General features: G+C 73.3%; 16 protein-coding genes. 8 read left to right on the top strand and 8 right to left on the bottom strand.

All coding sequences use genetic code 11. The features are described from left to right. Positions 1-68 precede the first annotated feature (68 nt). On the top strand, positions 69-344 hold the full coding sequence (locus tag ACIQ8B_RS12145) for a hypothetical protein (protein WP_106414198.1): 276 nt from the start codon (positions 69-71) through the stop codon (positions 342-344). Positions 345-512: 168 nt separating this feature from the next. On the opposite strand, the gene ACIQ8B_RS12140 is transcribed toward ACIQ8B_RS12145, so the two are convergent. The 3 genes from ACIQ8B_RS12140 to ACIQ8B_RS12130 are packed head-to-tail and all read right to left on the bottom strand — an operon-like array spanning position 513 to position 3,320. After that, positions 513-1,205 carry a response regulator gene (locus ACIQ8B_RS12140; protein WP_391663845.1) on the bottom strand — a complete coding sequence of 231 codons (693 nt, stop codon included), beginning with the start codon at positions 1,203-1,205 and terminating at the stop codon, positions 513-515. Between the two features lie 4 nt (positions 1,206-1,209). Continuing rightward, complete coding sequence (locus ACIQ8B_RS12135; protein WP_403546606.1) at positions 1,210-2,430, bottom strand: sensor histidine kinase; 1,221 nt, start codon at positions 2,428-2,430, stop codon at positions 1,210-1,212. Positions 2,431-2,456: 26 nt separating this feature from the next. Continuing rightward, on the bottom strand, positions 2,457-3,320 hold the full coding sequence (locus ACIQ8B_RS12130) for a lysostaphin resistance A-like protein (RefSeq protein ID WP_403546605.1): 864 nt from the start codon (positions 3,318-3,320) through the stop codon (positions 2,457-2,459). 422 nt (positions 3,321-3,742) lie between these two features. Here ACIQ8B_RS12130 and ACIQ8B_RS12125 point away from each other — a divergent pair, with 422 nt between their 5' ends. Next, on the top strand, positions 3,743-4,078 hold the full coding sequence (locus ACIQ8B_RS12125; RefSeq protein WP_157951285.1) for a beta/gamma crystallin domain-containing protein: 336 nt from the start codon (positions 3,743-3,745) through the stop codon (positions 4,076-4,078). 119 nt (positions 4,079-4,197) lie between these two features. On the opposite strand, the gene ACIQ8B_RS12120 is transcribed toward ACIQ8B_RS12125, so the two are convergent. Further along, complete coding sequence (locus tag ACIQ8B_RS12120) at positions 4,198-4,335, bottom strand: hypothetical protein (RefSeq protein WP_403546604.1); 138 nt, start codon at positions 4,333-4,335, stop codon at positions 4,198-4,200. Positions 4,336-4,632: 297 nt separating this feature from the next. Between ACIQ8B_RS12120 and ACIQ8B_RS12115 the strand changes: the two genes are divergently transcribed. Continuing rightward, positions 4,633-4,740 carry a DUF397 domain-containing protein gene (locus ACIQ8B_RS12115; protein ID WP_391663844.1) on the top strand — a complete coding sequence of 36 codons (108 nt, stop codon included), beginning with the start codon at positions 4,633-4,635 and terminating at the stop codon, positions 4,738-4,740. Between the two features lie 43 nt (positions 4,741-4,783). On the opposite strand, the gene ACIQ8B_RS12110 is transcribed toward ACIQ8B_RS12115, so the two are convergent. Then, entirely contained in the window at positions 4,784-5,677 is an 894-nt protein-coding gene (locus ACIQ8B_RS12110; protein WP_403546603.1) for an NADP-dependent oxidoreductase, read from the bottom strand. A gap of 71 nt (positions 5,678-5,748) precedes the next feature. On the opposite strand from ACIQ8B_RS12110, the gene ACIQ8B_RS12105 reads away from it, so the two are divergent. Then, entirely contained in the window at positions 5,749-6,354 is a 606-nt protein-coding gene (locus ACIQ8B_RS12105; RefSeq protein ID WP_106414207.1) for a TetR/AcrR family transcriptional regulator, read from the top strand. 48 nt (positions 6,355-6,402) lie between these two features. On the opposite strand, the gene pepN is transcribed toward ACIQ8B_RS12105, so the two are convergent. Beyond that, positions 6,403-9,018 carry an aminopeptidase N gene (gene pepN / locus ACIQ8B_RS12100; protein WP_403546602.1) on the bottom strand — a complete coding sequence of 872 codons (2,616 nt, stop codon included), beginning with the start codon at positions 9,016-9,018 and terminating at the stop codon, positions 6,403-6,405. A gap of 174 nt (positions 9,019-9,192) precedes the next feature. Here pepN and ACIQ8B_RS12095 point away from each other — a divergent pair, with 174 nt between their 5' ends. Continuing rightward, positions 9,193-9,675 (top strand): DUF1203 domain-containing protein, encoded by a 483-nt coding sequence (locus ACIQ8B_RS12095; RefSeq protein ID WP_403546601.1) that lies wholly within the window; start codon positions 9,193-9,195, stop codon positions 9,673-9,675. Between the two features lie 81 nt (positions 9,676-9,756). On the opposite strand, the gene ACIQ8B_RS12090 is transcribed toward ACIQ8B_RS12095, so the two are convergent. After that, the gene (locus ACIQ8B_RS12090) at positions 9,757-10,773 is read right to left on the bottom strand and encodes an aspartate-semialdehyde dehydrogenase (RefSeq protein ID WP_403546600.1); all 1,017 of its coding nucleotides are present in this window, start codon (positions 10,771-10,773) and stop codon (positions 9,757-9,759) included. Positions 10,774-11,107: 334 nt separating this feature from the next. Here ACIQ8B_RS12090 and ACIQ8B_RS12085 point away from each other — a divergent pair, with 334 nt between their 5' ends. Beyond that, positions 11,108-11,641, top strand: a complete 534-nt coding sequence (locus ACIQ8B_RS12085; RefSeq protein WP_403546599.1) for an RNA polymerase sigma factor — start codon at positions 11,108-11,110, stop codon at positions 11,639-11,641. A 1-nt stretch (position 11,642) separates the two neighbouring features. Then, positions 11,643-12,464, top strand: coding sequence for a hypothetical protein (locus ACIQ8B_RS12080; protein ID WP_403546598.1), 822 nt, complete (start codon positions 11,643-11,645; stop codon positions 12,462-12,464). 72 nt (positions 12,465-12,536) lie between these two features. Here the strand turns inward: ACIQ8B_RS12080 and ACIQ8B_RS12075 are convergent, their stop codons facing one another. Then, positions 12,537-15,851 (bottom strand): S8 family serine peptidase, encoded by a 3,315-nt coding sequence (locus tag ACIQ8B_RS12075; RefSeq protein WP_403546597.1) that lies wholly within the window; start codon positions 15,849-15,851, stop codon positions 12,537-12,539. A gap of 313 nt (positions 15,852-16,164) precedes the next feature. On the opposite strand from ACIQ8B_RS12075, the gene ACIQ8B_RS12070 reads away from it, so the two are divergent. Next, positions 16,165-16,605, top strand: a complete 441-nt coding sequence (locus ACIQ8B_RS12070) for an NUDIX hydrolase (RefSeq protein WP_403546775.1) — start codon at positions 16,165-16,167, stop codon at positions 16,603-16,605. Positions 16,606-16,692 lie beyond the last annotated feature (87 nt).

Raw genomic sequence — 16,692 nt, 5'->3', positions numbered from 1 at the left:
GCGGGGCCGCGCGCCCGTACGGCACCCCGGGCGCGCGGCCCCCGACCGCGTTCGATACTTTGGGGACCGTGGACAAGAAGAACGCCCTGCGCGCCGGCGCCCTGGCAGCCGGTACGACGCTGATGATGCTGCTCATGTCGTCCCCCGCGCTCGCCCTCACCCGCGACGACGGCGACGACCCCGGCCCGGGCCTGAGCGTCATCGAGACGCTGGGCCTCTACGTCCTGGCCCCGATCGGGCTCTTCGTGGTGATCGCCGGTCTGGTGATGGCCCTGGACAAGTCCCACCAGAAGAAGGACCCGACGAGCTCCAACATCCGGACCAAGGCCGACGCCAAGGCCTGACCCCGGGGCACGCCCGCCTCCGCCCGGGCGGTCCGCACCCGCTTTCCCGAAGGACGCCGGCATCCGCCGGCGTCCTTCGGCGTGTCCGCACCGCCCGCACCGCCCGCACCGCTCGGGCGGCGGCGGCCGGACGCACGCCCGCGCGGCGTCACGGCCGCGCCGGCTGGTTCACGGCGTGCCGGACGCCAGCCCGACCCGGTAGGCGAGGACGACGGCCTGGACGCGGTCGCGCAGGCCGAGCTTGGCCAGGATCCGTGACACGTAGGTCTTGACGGTCTCCGGCGTGATGAACATCGCCGCGGCGATCTCCGCGTTCGACAGCCCCTCGGCGATCAGCCGGAACACCTCCAGCTCGCGGGGGGTCAGCGCGCGCACGACGTCCTGCCTGCCGGGCACGGAGGTGTCGGCCGGCCGCAGGTGCTGGGCGAAGTGGCCGATCAGGCGGCGGGTGACGGCGGCCGCCAGCAGCGTCTCGCCCCGGGCGACGGTCCGGATGCCGTTGACCAGCTCCGCGGGGGGCGCGTCCTTGAGGAGGAAGCCGCTCGCCCCGGCGCGCAGCGCGTCGTAGACGTGGGCGTCGACGTTGAACGTGGTGACGACCAGGACCTTCGGCGCGTCCTCGGCGTCGGGACCGGCCAGTCGCCGCGTCGCCTCGATGCCGTCGAGCAGGGGCATCCGCACGTCCATCACGACCACGTCGGGACGCAGCCGCCGTGCGGCCAGGACCGCCTCGTGGCCGTTCTCCGCCTCTCCGACGACCTCCATGTCGGGCTGTGCGGAGAAGATGGTGACGTAACCGGTGCGCACCAGCGCCTGGTCGTCGCAGACGAGCACACGGATCGGTGGCGGCGCATCGGTCACGGGGTCACTCCTGAACGGGCTCGGACGGGATCGTGGCGCGGACCTCGAACCCGCCCTCGGGCCGGGGACCGGCCTCCAGTTCACCATCGAGCATCCGCACCCGTGCACGCAGCCCGGCCAGTCCCCGCCCGCCCGCGGGGCCCGGCGCGCGCGTGACCGGTCCGGCGACCGGCCCGTCGGTGGTCACCTGTATCCCGATGTGCTGGTCGCCGTGGCGGAGCAGCACCCGTGTCGGCCTTCCGGCCGCGTACTTCATGGCGTTGGTGAGCGCCTCCTGCACCACCCGGTACGCGGCCAGCTCCACGTCCACGCTCCGTGGCCGCCGCTCGCCCTCCTCGCCGAACTCGACCGGCTGTCCCGATCTGCGCGCCTGCTCGACCAGGTCCCCCACCCGCCCCGGGGCGGGCGCCCGGTCCGCACGCGCCAGGTCCGCGGACGCCGACTCGCCGGTCGCCTCCAGCACACCGAGCAGGTACCGCAGTTCCGTCAGCGCCCGGCGGCCGGTGTCGCTGACGGCCGTCAGGCTCTCGCCGGCGCGGTCCGGCGCGGACGTGAGCAGGAACTGCGCCGCGTCGGCCTGGACCACCATGGCCGTCACGTGGTGGGTGACCACGTCGTGCAGCTCGCGGGCGATCCGCGCCCGCTCGGCGGCCGCGGCCGCCTCGGCGGCCAGCCGCCGCCGCTCCGCCTCCTCCGTCCGCCGCCCGCGCACCGTGCTCCCCACCGTCCGGACCGCGGCCAGCACCAGCCAGAACGCGAGGTAGTCCGGCAGTGACTGCGGTGAGCCGAGGCGGTCCAGGACGACGGCCAGCGCGGCGTAGCCCGCACTCGCCACGGCGGCCAGACCACGGCGGAAGCGCACCTGGTGGGCCCCGGCGGAGTACAGCGCCAGATACAGCCCCATACTCGCGAACGTGGTCGCGAAGCCCAGCGCCTGGTGCGCGGCGAACGCGCCCGCGACGACGGCCAGAGCGGCCGCCGGCCATCTGCGGCGGACCGCCAGCGGCAGGGTCTGGGCCAGGACCAGCCCGGCGCCCAGCGCGTCCGCCGGGCGCTCGGGCAGATCACCGATCTGCGCGCCGACGGCCGACAGGGTCGGCACGAAGGACAGCAGGGTGAGCGTCAGGGCGAGGACGCCGTCCTTGAGGAGGGCGTCCCGCTCGCGCCACCGATCGAGCGGCGCCCGGAGCAGGGGGAGGCTCCAGGGCGCCCGACGGGCCGTCATGTCCGTTCTCCTCCGGTCGGGCTGTGTCAGCGGCTCGTGCGCCGGCGGGTGGTGATCCGGCCGCTGCGGCGGGCGAGGACGAGCATCGGGGCGGCGAGGGCCACACCGATGAGGACGGGCACGACCGACCCCTCCAGGCCGAAGGCGCCGCCGGTCAGGAGCTCGGAGCCGTGGACGTCGACGGTGAACAGGCCTTCGGAGGCGTGCCCGGAGACCGGGATGCCGAGCAACTGCACCGTGGTGTTCCAGGCGAAGTGCAGCCCCACGACGAACCAGATGCTACGCCGCCACAGGAACGCGGCTCCCAGCAGGACGCCCGCCTCCACGGCGATCGCGAGTCCGCTCCACAGGTTCGCGCCCTCGGCGCCCAGGTGGGCGACACCGAAGAACAGCGAGGTGACGACCAGGGCGGCCCGGCTGCCCCACAGCTGCTCCAGGGACTGCAGGGCGAGACCGCGGAACATCAGCTCCTCGGTCACCGCGGCGCCGGCCTGCACCGCGACCGCGGTCCCCACGACCGACAGGAGGCCGTCGTCCGCCCAGGAGAACGAATAGCCCCCGAACGCCGTGATCAGCAGGGCGGAGACGAGGACGAAGCCCAGACCGATGCCGCCGCCCAGCAGCGCCTCCCGGCCGGCCCCGGACCGGGCGATCTCCGGGGTGGAGCGCCGTGCCACCCGGCGCATGACCAGCCAGTACACGCCGACCGCGGCGGCCGCGCCCAGCACCGGAACCGGTCCGGGCCCGGTCGCCGTCAGGCCCGAGACCAGGCCGATGCCGGCCATGCCCGTCAGCATCCAGCCGAGCGGGGAGCGCGTGATCCGGCGGAGCCGGCCGCCCCCGCCGTCGCGGTCCTCGTCCGGGCCGGAGCCCGCTGCGTGCTGTGTCACGGATGTCGTCCCCATGGTGGCCTTCCCGATCGTGGTCGCACCTGCCGCGACCTGACGACCACGCTAGAAATCGGCCCCGGTCCGCGAATCACCCGCGCAGGGACAACTCCTGTAGCTCTCGCGGGGGATGCGCCGTCCGTCCCCGCCCGTCCCGCACGGGACGCGGCCGTGGCGCGCACCGGACCGGAGCTGTCCCCGCTGACGGCGGTGGTGGTGGGCTGGGCGGCGCTCGACGGAGGGCTGACGCGTCTCCAACGGGCCGACACGGCTCCGGCGTTCAGCGCGACAGCGGCGAGCGGACGGGGAACGCGCCTCTTGTCCGACATGGCGTCAACCCTGCGGTGCGAGGTCGCGTCTGATCATGCGGGACGGGACTCACCCCCGGCTCAGATCCTGAACACATGCACCACTGGAGCACATCCATGAAGCGCTCGCTCAAGCGAGTCATCGTCGGCGCCCTCGCGACGGGAGCCCTGACGGCCGCCCTGCCGGCCGGTTCGGCAGCAGCCATCAACGGCACGCCGTGCGGCGATCGCACCGACCTGGTCAAGGTCACGTACTTCGAGGGACTGGCCATGACCTGTTTCGCCAACGCCGGCGTGATGGACCTGACCCTGCCGTACGTCACGCAGGTCTCCTCCGGCAACAACAACATCCGGTTCGTGTCCGACGGCGAGACGATCAGCATGGGCAAGTGGCAGAAGAAGAGCATCGTCGACGGCACCCCGAAGACCATCACGCGGCTGCGCATCCTCTGACACCTGGACGAAGTGACCGTCGCACAGCGGGACGTTCCCACGTTCCGCCTCGGTCCGTGACCTGACGGAAGGGGTGCCCGGCCGCGAAGCCGGGCGCCCCTTCCCGGCGGGAGCCGGCGTTACGCCGACGTCGCCGCCGCGTCCGCTGCCTGCGCGCAGGCCGCGTTCCACGCCCGCGCGGTGGCCGCGTGCCGCTCGCCCGCCGCCGTCCCGTCCCGCTCGCACTCGGCGGCGATCTCCGCGGGCACGGTGCTCACGAGAAAGGGGGCTGCCCCGAGGGCGTCGGTCTCCTCGCGCTCACCGGCCGGCAGTTGACCGCGGGCGGCCTGCTGCCCCCCGCTCGTGCTCCTCGCCGGGGGCGCTCCGCCCACCTTGGACGCCGGCGACTCGGCTGCGCGTCCGGAGTCAGCCGCCGGGGTCGACGTCGGGGTGCGTGAACCGCACGGGCCTGCCCAGCGACCGGGCGTAGGCGACCTCCGCCCGGGTGCTGTCCCCGCTGCTCCGGGGGTGGTGACGGCAACGCCTGCGTGGAGGTGGCGTCGCGCCGTGCGCGGATGGCCGTCCGTGACTCCAAGGCGCCGTCCCGCGGCATCCTCACCGTGCCCGCCCCGGCCTTCGCCGTGTTCGTGGACGCGCTGAAGCGGCCGGGCGGGCTGTCGTAGGGGGCTGACGGTACTCAACGGGCCGCCGGCCCCGCCACGCGCGTCAGATCGCGATCACCCGCCGCCCCCTCGTGTGCCCCGCACGGCTGTCGGTGTGGGCGGAAGCCGCCTCCGTGAGGGAGTAGGCCTTCTCCACCGGGATGTGGAGCTTGCCCTGTTCGAGGAGGCGGACCGTTTCCGTCAGGGCGTCCGGTACGCTGCCCGCCACGTTGGAGAAGCGGACGCCCAGGTCCGGGGCGGTGGGATCGGCGATGGAGACCACCTTGGCCGGGTCCCCGACCAGCTCCACGAGATCGCGGACGACGCCCGCGCCGGCCAGGTCGAGAGCCGCGTCCACCGGGCGGAACGCCCGCACCCGCTCCGGCCAGCCGTCCACGTACGTCGTGGCGTGCGCGCCCAGGCTGCGCAGGTACTCCAGGTTCGCCGCCCCGGCCGTGCCGATCACCGTGATGCCGCGGTCGCGGGCGATCTGCAGCACCGCCGAGCCGACCCCGCCGGACGCGCCGCTGACCAGCAGCGTCTGTCCGGGACGGACACCGCACTCGCCCAGGACGCGCAGGGCCGTCTCCATGACGGACGGATAGCCGGCCGCCTCCTCGAAGGAGAGGCCCTCGGGCATCCGGGCCCAGGCGTGCAGCACGGCGAACTCGGCGTAGGTGTCGGCGCCTTCGCCGAACACGCGGTCACCGATCGCCACCCCTTCGACGCCCTCGCCGACCTCGTCCACCACTCCGGCCGCGTCCTGTCCGACCCCTGCGGGCAGTGCGGCCGGGAGGGTGGGGCGCATCTGGCCCTCGCGGATTCTCCAGTCGACGGGGTTCACCCCGGCCGCTCGCACGGCGATGCGTATCTCTCCCGGGCCCGCGTGGGGCTTTTCGGCGTCGATGAGACGGAGGACGTCGGGACCGCCGAACTCGGCGTAGCTCACTTTCTTCATGCCGCCGACCGTAACGCTAACGGTTAGTTGATCGAAACTGTTAGGGTTTTGGATCTGGTAGCGTCCTGGTCATGCCCGAGCAACCGTCGTCCGGACGTCGAGAGCGCAAGAAGGCCGCCACCCGGCAGAAGATCGCCGACACCGCCCTGCGGCTCTTCCTGGAGCGCGGGTACGAGGCGGTGGGCATCCGGGACGTGGCCGCCGAGGCCGACGTGGCCGTCACCACCGTCTTCTCCCACTTCGCCTCCAAAGAGGCCCTGGTGTTCGAGCGGGACGCGGACTTCGAGCAGCGTCTCGCCCGCGCGGTGACCGACCGCGCGCCCGGCGAACCGCTCGTCCCCGCGCTGCGCCGCGAGATCCACGCCCTGGTGCGCCACTGCCTCGCCGACGAGGCCGCGCCCGTCTGGCGGATGATCGACGCCTCGCCCGCCCTGCGGGAGTACGAGGGCTCCATGCGGCTGCGGCACGCGGAGACCCTGGCGGCCGCCCTCGCCGCCGAACCGGGCGCGCCGCGCAGCGGCACCGCCTGCCGGGCGGTCGCCCGGTTCGTGGTGGACGCCTTCGCGCTGGCCCGGGAGGCGGACGACCCGGAGACCGCGGTGGACGAGATCTTCCGGATGGTCGAGGCGGCCTGGGGGGCCGCCGTCGCGGGCGTCCCCGCCCGGCCCGCGACATGACGGAAGGGGCGCCCGGAAGCCGGGCGCCCCTTCTCGACGGAGTCGGCGTTACGCCGACGTCGCCGCCGCGTCCGCCGCCTGCGCGCGCAGGGCGCGTTCCACGCCCGCGCGGGACTCCGAGACCAGGCGGCGCAGGGCCGCGTTCGGCTCGGCGGAGGCCAGCCAGGCGTCCGTCTTGTCGAGGGTCTCGCCGGAGACCTGGATGCCCGGGTAGAGACCCACCGCGATCTGCTGGGCCATCTCGTGCGAACGGGACGCCCACACGTCCGCCAGCGCCTCGAAGTACCGGTCCGTGTACGGCGCCAGCAGCTCCCGCTGATCGGTCTGCACGAAGCCGGCGATGACCGCCTCCTGCACCGCGTTGGGCAGCTTGTCGGACTCGACGACCGACGCCCACGCCTCCGCCTTGGCCTCCTCCGTCGGGCGGGCCGCCCGCGCGGTGGCCGCGTGCCGCTCGCCCGCCGCCGTCCTGTCCCGCTCGTACTCGGCGGCGATCTCCGCCTCGTCGAAGCGGCCCACCGCCGCCAGCCGCTGCACGAACGCCCAGCGCAGCTCGGTGTCGACGGCCAGGCCCTCCACGGTCTGCGTGCCGGCGAGCAGCCCCTCCAGCAGGTCCAGCTGCTCCGGCGTGCGGGCGGTCGCCGCGAAGGCGCGCGCCCACGCCAGCTGGTGGTCGCTGCCCGGCTCGGCGGACCGCAGGTGCGCCAGCGTGGCGTCGGTCCAGCGGGCCAGCAGGGTCTCGCGGGCGGCCGGGTCGGTGTACAGGTCGAGCGCGAGCTTCACCTGGCGGTGCAGCGACTGCACGACACCGATGTCGGACTCCTTGCCGATCCCCGACAGCACCAGCGACAGGTAGTCGCGGGCGGGCAGCTCCGCGTCCCGGGTCATGTCCCAGGCGGAGGCCCAGCACAGCGCCCGCGGGAGCGAGGACGCGAAGTCGCCCAGGTGCTCGGTGACGACGGCGAGGGACTGCTCGTCCAGGCGCACCTTGGCGTAGGAGAGGTCGTCGTCGTTGAGCAGGATCACCGCCGGACGGCGCTTGCCCGCGAGCTGCGGCACGGAGGTCAGCTCGCCGTCGACGTCCAGCTCCACCCTGTCCCCGCGGACCAGCTTGCCGGTCGCCTCGTCCAGGTCGTACAGGCCGATCGCGATGCGGTGCGGGCGCAGGGTCGGCTCGCCCTTCGCGCCGGCCGGGAGCGCCGGGGCCTCCTGGCGGACGGCGAAGGAGGTGATGACGCCGGCCTCGTCCGTCTCGATCTCCGGGCGCAGGACGTTGATGCCGGCCGTCTCCAGCCACTTCTTCGACCAGGCGCTCAGATCGCGGCCGGAGGTCTCCTCCAGGGCGCCCAGCAGGTCGGTCAGGCGCGTGTTGCCGTACGCGTGGCGCTTGAAGTACGCCTGCACGCCCCGGAAGAACGCGTCCTCGCCGACGTAGGCGACAAGCTGCTTCAGCACGGAGGCGCCCTTGGCGTACGTGATGCCGTCGAAGTTGACGAGGACGTCGTCCAGGTCGCGGATGTCCGCCATGATCGGGTGCGTGGACGGGAGCTGGTCCTGGCGGTAGGCCCAGGTCTTCATCTGGTTCGCGAACGTCGTCCACGAGTGCGGCCACTTCGAGCCGGGCGCGTCGGCCTGGCAGGCCGTCTCGGCGAAGGTGGCGAACGACTCGTTCAGCCACAGGTCGTTCCACCACTCCATGGTGACCAGGTCGCCGAACCACATGTGGGCCAGCTCGTGCAGGATCGTGGCGGCCCGGCCCTCGTACGCGGCGTCCGTCACCTTCGACCGGAACACGTACTGGTCGCGGATGGTCACCGCGCCCGCGTTCTCCATCGCGCCCGCGTTGAACTCCGGCACGAAGAGCTGGTCGTACTTCTCGAACGGGTAGGCGTAGTCGAACTTCTCCTGGAACCAGTCGAAGCCCTGGCGGGTCACCTCGAAGATGGCGTCCGCGTCGAGGTACTCGGCGAGCGAGGGCCGGCAGTAGATGCCGAGCGGCACCGACCGGCCGTCCTTCTCGTACACGCTGTGCACCGAGTGGTACGGGCCGACGATCAGCGCCGTGACGTACGTGGAGATGCGCGGGGTCGGCGCGAACGCCCACACGTTGTCCTTCGGCTCCGGCGTCGGGGAGTTGGAGACGACGGTCCAGCCCTCCGGGGCCTTCACGGTGAACTGGAACGTCGCCTTGAGGTCCGGCTGCTCGAAGCTGGCGAACACCCGGCGGGCGTCCGGCACCTCGAACTGCGTGTACAGGTACGCCTGCTCGTCCACCGGGTCGACGAAGCGGTGCAGGCCCTCGCCCGTGTTGGTGTACGCGCAGTCGGCGCTCACCCGCAGCACGTTGCGCCCCTTGAGCAGGCCGGGCAGGGCGATGCGCGAGTCCGCGAAGACCTCGGCGGGGTCCAGCGCGTCACCGTTCAGGGTGACCTCGTGGACGGTGGGGGCCACCAGGTCGATGAAGGACTCCGCGCCGTCCTCGGCGACGTCGAAGCGCACCGTGGTCACGGACCGGTAGGTGCCTCCCCCGCTCTCGGCCTCGCCCGAGCGGGAGGCGCCCCCGCCCTGCGCGCCGGAGAGATCGAGTTCGATCTCGTACGAGTCAACGGTCAGCAGCCTCGCGCGCTGCTGCGCCTCTTCGCGGGTCAGGTTTGTGCCAGGCACGCGGTCATCTCCTCGATATGTGTGGGTTGCGCCATCCTTCCACGCGGGATCGGGATCACGCGACGACGAAACAGCAGGCATGGGGATACCCCTGTGTCGGGTGCGGGGAGAGGGGGGCGCCTCGACGTCCGGATACCGCCGGCCGCGGGCGGCGGCGCGGGGGAGTCTGGGGCCATGACGACCACGACGTCCACCGCACGGCCCGTTCCCCCGCAGGTCGTGAAGGAACTGCTGACCCTCGACGACGCGGGCCGCCCGGCCGTTCCCCTCACCGACGACGAGGGCGGCGCCCCGCTGCGCTGCTGCCTGCGCCACAGCCGCCCGGGCGAGCGGATCGCCCTGGTGTCCTACGCGCCCCTGCGCCGCTGGGCGGCGGAGACGGGCGTGGACCCGGGGGCGTACGACGAGCGGGGGCCCGTCTTCGTCCACGCGCAGGAGTGCGCGGGCCCGGAGGGCGGGGGCCTCCCCTTCACCCGGGCCCACCGGGTCCTGCGCCGCTACTCCGCCGACGGCCGGATCCTCGGCGGGCGGCTGGTGGAGGCGCCGGAGGACTTCGGACCCGCCCTCGGCGAGGCGTTCGCCGACCCGGCCGTCGCGCTCGTGCACGTACGGGCCGTGGAGTACGGCTGCTTCCTCTACGAGGTCCGGCGGGGCTGACCGCAGCTCACCCGTACGGCGGAACGACGCGAGGCGGGCGCCCCCTCGGGGACGCCCGCCTCCTCGCGTACCGGTGCGCGGTCAGGCGCTCAGCTCCTGTGCCACCAGCTCCGCGATCTGCACGGCGTTCAGCGCCGCGCCCTTGCGCAGGTTGTCGTTGGAGACGAACAGCGCCAGGCCGTTCTCCACCGTCTCGTCGGCGCGGATGCGGCCGACGTACGACGGGTCCTGGCCGGCGGCCTGCAGCGGGGTCGGGATGTCGGTGAGGACCACACCGGGCGCCTCGGCCAGCAGCTCGGCCGCGCGCTCCGGGCTGATCGGGCGGGCGAACCGGGCGTTGATCTGCAGGGAGTGGCCGGAGAAGACCGGGACGCGCACGCAGGTGCCCGAGACCTTCAGCTCGGGGATGTCCAGGATCTTGCGCGACTCGTTGCGCAGCTTCTGCTCCTCGTCGGTCTCGCCCAGACCGTCGTCGACGAGGTTGCCCGCGAAGGGCAGCACGTTGAAGGCGATGGGGCGCTTGTAGACGTCGGGCTCGGGGAAGTCGGCCGCCGCGCCGTCGTGCGTCAGCTTGTCGGCCTCGTCGACCACCTTCCGCGTCTGGCCGTGCAGCTCCGCGACGCCCGCGAGACCGGAACCGGACACCGCCTGGTACGTGGCGACGACCAGCGCCTGGAGGCCCGCCTCCGCGTGCAGCGGACGCAGCACCGGCATCGCGGCCATCGTCGTGCAGTTCGGGTTGGCGATGATGCCCTTGGGGCGGTTCGCGATCGCGCGCGGGTTGACCTCGGAGACGACGAGGGGGACCTCGGGGTCCTTGCGCCAGGCGGAGGAGTTGTCGATCACCACGGCGCCCTGCGAGGCGACCTTCTCGGCCAGCGCCCTGGAGGTCGCGCCGCCCGCGGAGAACAGCACGATGTCCAGGCCGGTGTAGTCGGCGGCGGACGCGTCCTCCACCGTCACGCCGTCCAGCTCCGTGCCCGCCGAACGGGCCGAGGCGAACAGGCGCAGCTCCGTGACCGGGAAGTTCCGCTCCTTGAGGATCCTGCGCATGACCGTGCCCACCTGACCGGTGGCTCCGACGATTCCGACCCTCACGGCGACTCCCTACTGCGTCTCTCGCGTACCTGATGTGCCTGGCCGAGGCCGCTTCCATCATGCGGCCGACCACGGCCCGGCTGTCCAGTTCTTTGCCGCCCTGCCCGCCCACTGGGACGGCGGGACAGCACGCGCAGGTTGCGGACCTTCGGCCCGCACCTCGCTGACCAGGAGAAATTCGGTCACCGGGGGGTGTGGGCCGCAAGGTTCCCTGCCCGGTTCGCCCTCCCTCACACGGAGGTGTGACATACGCCTCTGCCCGGCCCGGAGAACCCGCGCGAACGTTCCCGGCCCGCGTGGCGTCGTAGGAGGAACAGCGTGAAGGGGGTGGCCGGTGCTGCGCGGAAGGATCCGGCGTGGCCGGGAGGCGTACGTCGCCGACGACGACCCGCTGGACGCGGCGCAGGAGCGCCGGGTGCGGGCGGTGCTCGCACTGGGCGGGGTACCGCAGGCGGACCTGCCGGACGGGGTGCAGCAGGTCCGCCTGCGGCTGCTGGAACGCGCCGCGAGCGGGCAGGAGGCACCGCGGGACGTCTCGGCGTGGGCGGCGGTCGTCGCCTCCAACCTCGCCATGGACTGGCACCGGGCCAAGCGCCGCCAGGAGCGGCTCGGGGAGCGGCTGGCCGCGCTCCGGCCCGCGGAGGCGCCCTCGGAGGAGGAGAACAGCGTGCTCTCGCTGGCCGTCGCGCGCGGCCTGGACGGCCTGCCCGACGCGCAGCGCCAGGTGGTCGTGCTGCGCTTCTACGCCGACCTGCCGGTGCGGACCGTCGCCGAGCAGCTCGGCGTCCCGGAGGGCACGGTCAAGAGCAGGCTGCACGCCGCCGTACGGGCGCTCCGCGCCCGTCTGCACGAGGACGAGGTGGTGTGACATGACCGCCCACGACAACAGCGGGGACCGGGACCCGTCCCGGGCGGACACCGGCCGCGAGGACCTGCCGTACGACCCCGCGGACGCCCTCGCGGTCGCCCTGTTCGGGGAGGAGCCGCCCGACGGGACGCGGGGGGACGCCGCGTTCCGCGCGGAGCGGGACGCCGCCCTCGCGGACATCGCGGTGCTGGGCGAGCAGCTCACGCTGATCGGTGACGCGCTGGCGGGGCGAGCGACGGCCGCTCCGTCCGGGGAGCGGCCGGACCCCGGGACGGCGCGGGACGACACGGGGACGCGCCCCGCGCGGGCCGTGCCCGCCGCACTGAACCGGCGGCCGCGTCCCCGGTACCGGCCGGTGCGGCTCGTGCTCGGCGGGCTCGCCGCCGCTGCCGCGGCCGGCCTGGTCCTCGCCCTGGGCTGGCTCACGGCCCAGGGCGGCCCGACGGCCGGCTCGACGGACCGCGGGGCCGCCTCGGACGCCAAGGAGGAAACCGGCGACGCCTTCGGCACCCCCCGCTACCTGGCGTGCGCACGCCTCGTCGCCGAGGGCCGGGTGACGGCGCTGGAGGAGGTGCCGGGCACCGGCGGCGTACAGCGGGTCACGCTGCGGGCGAACCGGTACTACAAGGGGGACGGACCGGTGACCTTCCTCCGGGACGACGCCGGGGACGTCCCGCTGCGCCCGGGCGACCAGGTGCTGGTCGGCCTGCCCGCCGGCCTCGCCCACCCGGACCGGATGGTCGTCGGCGAGGCGGACATCGCCCCCGTCCGGGCCGGCATCGTCGCCGCGCTGCCCGCGTCACGGGGCGTGAGCTGCGGCTGAGCACGGCGAGGGGCGGGCGCCCGTACGGACGCCCGCCCCCTGTTCACGGCCTTGTTCATGGCCTCCGGCCGGTTACGGGACGACCTTCTCGATCGCCACGTTGCCGACGCCCGCGACCGTGCCGCGCTCGTTCACCAGCTGCACGCGGCCGAAGAACGCGCGTCCCTCAGGAGCCGCCGCGGCGACGGTGACCTCGCCGGAGACGGTGGCCTCGGCGCCCGTGCCCAGCTTCACCGGCGCGGAACCGTCGACGGTGACGGTGCCGAGCGTGGCGGAGAAGAACACGTCCAGGTAGTCGTACTCCGTCGTGCCGGCCGGGACCGAGTAGCCGTCCACCTCGATGGTGTACGTGCCGGCCTTCGGGGAGGCGAGGGAGACCGACTCGTCCGAGTCGCCGTCCGCGGACTGCGCGACCCGCTTGCCGGCCTCGTCGTACACGGCCAGGTCCAGGTCGGCGGCGGTGTCGGAGACGTTGCCGATGGACACGTCCAGCGACGACGCGCCCTCGGGCACCTCGACCGTGGTGGTGTGGACGTCACCCGTGCCGATCGACGGGCGGGCGGTCCTGGAGGAGCCGAGCGGCCCGCCGGCCAGCGTGCCGTCGATCGCGGCGGCCTCGTTGGTCACCGTCCAGGAGACGGCGGACGGCGTGCCGATCTTCGCCTCGGGGACGGTCACGGTCTCCGGGTCGAAGGCCGCGCCGAGCACCGCGACGTCCAGCTTGTACGGGTTGTCGAGCAGCGGCGAGGTGCGGCGCGACTCGACCTCGATCTCCCAGACGCCCGGCTGCGGGTTCGCGTACGACCGCACGTCGGGGCGGCAGGTGTTGGCCGGGTTGCTGTAGTTCGGGTAGCAGTTGACGGTCGACGTCGGGTCGGCCGGCACACCGTACGGGTGGATGGAGATGAACCGGGTCTGGCTCGTCGCCTTCAGCCCGCTCAGCGCGACCTCCAGCGTCTTCGCGCCCTCGGGCACGGTGACGAAGTAGGAGGTGGTGCTGTTGCGCTGGGCCGTGCCCTTCGCCGAGTAGGTGTACTGCAGCGGCGTGGAGACCACCACGGTGGTGAGGATCTGCCGGTCCACGCCCTCGGTGCGCGGGTCGTCGACCTCGAGGATCGCGCTCTTGAGGCCCGCCGAGCGGGACTGGGCCTGGACCTTGACGGTCACCGGCTCGTTCAGCGGCAGCGAGACCCGGCGGTCGCCGACGATGCGGAAGGTGCGGTCCGCGTTGTTCGCCAGGTCCAGCTCGTGGCGGACGGCGCGGTCCGGGCCGGACGTACGGGTGATCGTGATGTCGTACGTCTTCTTCTGGCCGGCCTTCAGGCCGCCCTCACGGTCGTACAGGCCCGTGCCGAAGCCCGGGGTCTTCAGGAACTGGTCGATCGCGGTGTCGACCGGCGCCTTCACCGTGTACTCGTGCGCGCCGGCGCCGTCGCGGATGGCGTCCCAGGCGTCCACGACGTCGATGAGGCCGGCGCCCTGCTCGTAGGCCTGCACGTCCTTGATGGGCCGGGCGGTGGAGGTGAGGGCGGTGCGCAGCGTCGCCGGGGTGAGCTCGATGCGCTTCTGCTTCGCGGCGGAGAGCAGCAGCGCGGAAGCGCCGGCGGCCTGCGGGGAGGCCATCGAGGTGCCCTGCAGCATGCCGTAGCCGGCCGGGAGGGCGTAGCCCGCCTCGGCGACCGGGGCGCCCGGCAGCCAGGTCTGGATGGTGTTGACCGCCGCGCCGGGGGCGACCAGGGTCGGCGTGAAGCCGCCGTCCTCACGCGGGCCGCGCGAGGAGAACGGCATCATCGCGTACTTCGTCCTCACCTCGGAGCCGTAGTTGGCGGCCCAGGTCTCCTTGGAGACGGACGCGCCGACCGAGATGACCTTGTCGGCCAGGGCGGGGTCGCCGATGGTGTTGGCGCCGGGGCCGGAGTTGCCCGCGGAGATCACGAGCTGGACGCCGTACTCGTCGATCAGCCGGTTGTACAGCTCGGCGCGGGCGTTGTTGCCGTCGTTCAGCGCCGGCAGACCGCCGATGGACATGTTGACGATGTCGACGCCCCGCTCGGTGACGAGGTCGATCATGCCCTCGGTCAGGGCGACGTTGGTGCAGCCGCCGGACCAGGTGCAGGCGCGGGAGGAGACGAGCTTGGCGCCGGGCGCGGCGCCGTTCATCCTGCCGCCGAACAGGCCGTTGGCGGCGGTGATGCCGGCCACGTGCGAGCCGTGCGAGCCCTCGATGACGCCGATGTTGACGAAGTCGGCCTTCTGGCCGATCCAGTCGCCGCCGTAGGGGTCCATCGGGACGTCCTCGCGGATCTCCACCACGAACGGCTGGCGCTCGACGACGTCGGTCTTCGGGTCGTCGGTGCCGAAGTACCCGATCTGGAAGCCGTCCTTGTACGGCTTCATCGGGGTGTCGTCGGAGAAGTCCTGGTTGTTGTTCAGGTCGACGCGCACCGTGCCCGCGGCCGGGTCGTACAGCACGCCCCAGACGTCGGTGGTGTCGCCGTCGCGGTTGGCGTCGCCGGCCGCGTCGCCGCCCGCGGTGTACGACTCCCGGAAGAGGTTGACCTGGTAACTGCCCTGCGGGGCCTTCCAGGTGGCGCCGCCGTAGGTGAAGACCGGGCCGGAGACCGTGGTGACCATGGGACGCCAGGTCTGGTCGCCGTCCACGACCGGGTCGGTCGCCGTCACCCAGTCGACGATCTTGCGCTCGCCGGTGGTGGTCCTCTGCAGCGCGGGGTGGCCGAGGTCCACGCCCGAGTCGAGGATGCCGATGGTGACGCCGCGGCCGTCCGCCTTCGGGTTCTTCTTCACGAAGTCCACGGCGCCCGTCTCGAAGGACGGGTTGTACGGGTTCTTCGCCGGCGTCTTCCTGTCCGGGGCGGGGTAGCTCTTGCTCTTGCCCTTGCCCTGGGCGGCCTTGGTGGTGTCGCCGGCCGGGGTCGGGTCGTCGAGGGGGATCTCGTCGCGCAGGTCGACGCCGTGCACGGAGGAGAGCTTGGTGGCGGCGGCGATGGCCGCGTCCGCCTTGCCGGTGGGCACGGTGGCGCGGACGTAGCCGAGCCTGTCGTCGGAGCGGCCGACCGAGGCGCCCTTGACCGCCTCGATCTTCTCGGTGACCTGAGCGGTCTTCCCGGGGGCCGTCGCGATCATCATCGTGACGTGCTCGGCGCCCTCGGCCTTGGCCTCGGCCAGCAGTTCCGCGTCGTGCGAACCGAGCTTGTCGTGCGCGGACTTGACGCCCGCGTCGGCCGGCGCGGCGGCCGGGCTGCCGGCGGCGAGGGCCAGCGGGACCGGCCCGGCCGCGGAGAGCGCGGCGACGAGACCGGCGGCGACGGCGATGCGGGCCGCGCGTCTGGTGCCCGATATGGGAGAGCGCTGCGGGGAGTTGGTCATCGGCATCCCTTGCAAGGAGCGAACGATCGGGAGCGGCCAGGGGTGATCGTTCCTGGTCGCGGAGGTCCGGAAGTGCACTACCGGATGATCGATGAGCTTCGCGTAAAGGGTCGATGTTTGGCGAGGGTCGGCCGGAAGGCCGTCGGAGGTGTGGGGAAAACCCCCGGTGCCCGTATGGGGAGATCGCGCCCGAAGCGGACAAGTCCCTCATGCTCATGCAGGGTGGGTGTCCACAGTGCGGACCCGCCCGAATACTCCCCTGCGCGGTCCGGGCGGTCCGGGTTACCGTCCGGCGATGCGACGGACGTTGAGGGTGGCGGCCTACGCCGTGGTGGTGCGCGACGGACAGATCCTGCTCGCCCGGTCGCCCGGCCCGGACGGCGTCCCCGAGTGGGTGCTGCCGGGCGGCGGCATGGAGCACGGCGAGGACCCCTACGACACCGTGCGGCGCGAGCTGGAGGAGGAGACCGGCTACCTCGTGGAGGTCACCGGGTTCCTCGGCATCGACTCCAGCCGCCGCACCCTGCCCGGCCGTCTCCGCCGCCCGGTCGACCACCAGGGCCTGCGACTGGTCTACGAGGGCCGCGTCGCGGGCGGGGAGCTGCGCCACGAGATCGGCGGCTCCACCGAACTCGCCGCCTGGCAGCCCCTGGACGCCGTACCCGGCCTGGTCCGCGTCGGCCTGGTCGACACCGCCCTGCGGCTGTGGCGGGAGCGGCCTGCGACGGGACACCTGGAGCCCGGCCGGGGGTAGGTCCCACGCGTCCGCGCGGAACGGCCGAAAGCCGGTCAACCACCGCGACCGGTGGCAACCGTGACGCCCCCGACGCGGTCCCTCCCC

The organism is Streptomyces sp. NPDC096105 (assembly GCF_044763335.1).
Lineage (GTDB): Bacteria > Actinomycetota > Actinomycetes > Streptomycetales > Streptomycetaceae > Streptomyces.
Note: the sequence above shows the minus strand (reverse complement) of the source record. Positions and strands in the feature narration are given on the sequence as shown.

Coding starts and splice junctions, on each gene's coding strand:
- ACIQ8B_RS12075 (WP_403546597.1), bottom strand. CDS start 15,851: ATGACCAACTCCCCGCAGCGCTCTCCCATATCGGGCACCAGACGCGCG.
- ACIQ8B_RS12080 (WP_403546598.1), top strand. CDS start 11,643: ATGACCGCCCACGACAACAGCGGGGACCGGGACCCGTCCCGGGCGGAC.
- ACIQ8B_RS12125 (WP_157951285.1), top strand. CDS start 3,743: ATGAAGCGCTCGCTCAAGCGAGTCATCGTCGGCGCCCTCGCGACGGGA.
- ACIQ8B_RS12105 (WP_106414207.1), top strand. CDS start 5,749: ATGCCCGAGCAACCGTCGTCCGGACGTCGAGAGCGCAAGAAGGCCGCC.
- ACIQ8B_RS12095 (WP_403546601.1), top strand. CDS start 9,193: ATGACGACCACGACGTCCACCGCACGGCCCGTTCCCCCGCAGGTCGTG.
- ACIQ8B_RS12110 (WP_403546603.1), bottom strand. CDS start 5,677: ATGAAGAAAGTGAGCTACGCCGAGTTCGGCGGTCCCGACGTCCTCCGT.
- ACIQ8B_RS12135 (WP_403546606.1), bottom strand. CDS start 2,430: ATGACGGCCCGTCGGGCGCCCTGGAGCCTCCCCCTGCTCCGGGCGCCG.
- ACIQ8B_RS12115 (WP_391663844.1), top strand. CDS start 4,633: ATGGCCGTCCGTGACTCCAAGGCGCCGTCCCGCGGCATCCTCACCGTG.